This window comes from Anaerococcus tetradius ATCC 35098, assembly GCF_000159095.1.
Taxonomy (GTDB): domain Bacteria; phylum Bacillota; class Clostridia; order Tissierellales; family Peptoniphilaceae; genus Anaerococcus; species Anaerococcus tetradius.
The window spans coordinates 1-389 of record NZ_GG666361.1 but is presented as its reverse complement, the minus strand read 5'-3'; the positions used below and the strand labels follow the sequence as shown (position 1 = coordinate 389).

Sequence of the window (389 nt, the reverse complement as noted above, 5' to 3'; positions counted from 1 at the left end):
ATATTCAAATTTAACTATTTCTTTCATCATAACCCCCTTTCTTTTCATATAAAAAGAGATAGCTTTGATTTTGCTATCTCTTTTTCATCGTTTTAATCTATTTATTTTTATATTTAAATTACTTTTATTTTTTCATTCACCCCTTCTATCACTTCTATAATAAAATATCCTAGCACTGGTAAACCATAAGGACTAAAAAGATATGCTAGTATAATTGCCTCTATAGCAAGTGCTTTTTCTCCATGATAAACAGATCCTAAAAATCCCATAATAGCGATAAATGAAATCAGTTTGAAAAATATTGTGCTGAGTCCTAATACAAACGTTAAAAATAGAATTATGATACTTAACGCTATACTAATAGGAAACAATATGATTTTGAAAAAAAC

The 389-nt window shown here is 26.2% G+C and carries 1 protein-coding gene; it reads right to left on the bottom strand.

Going from position 1 to position 389, the window contains the following annotated elements:
• Positions 1–113: 113 nt before the first annotated feature.
• On the bottom strand, positions 114–389 hold a 276-nt coding region (locus tag HMPREF0077_RS10180), incomplete at its 5' end, for a CD1845 family protein (protein WP_004837944.1).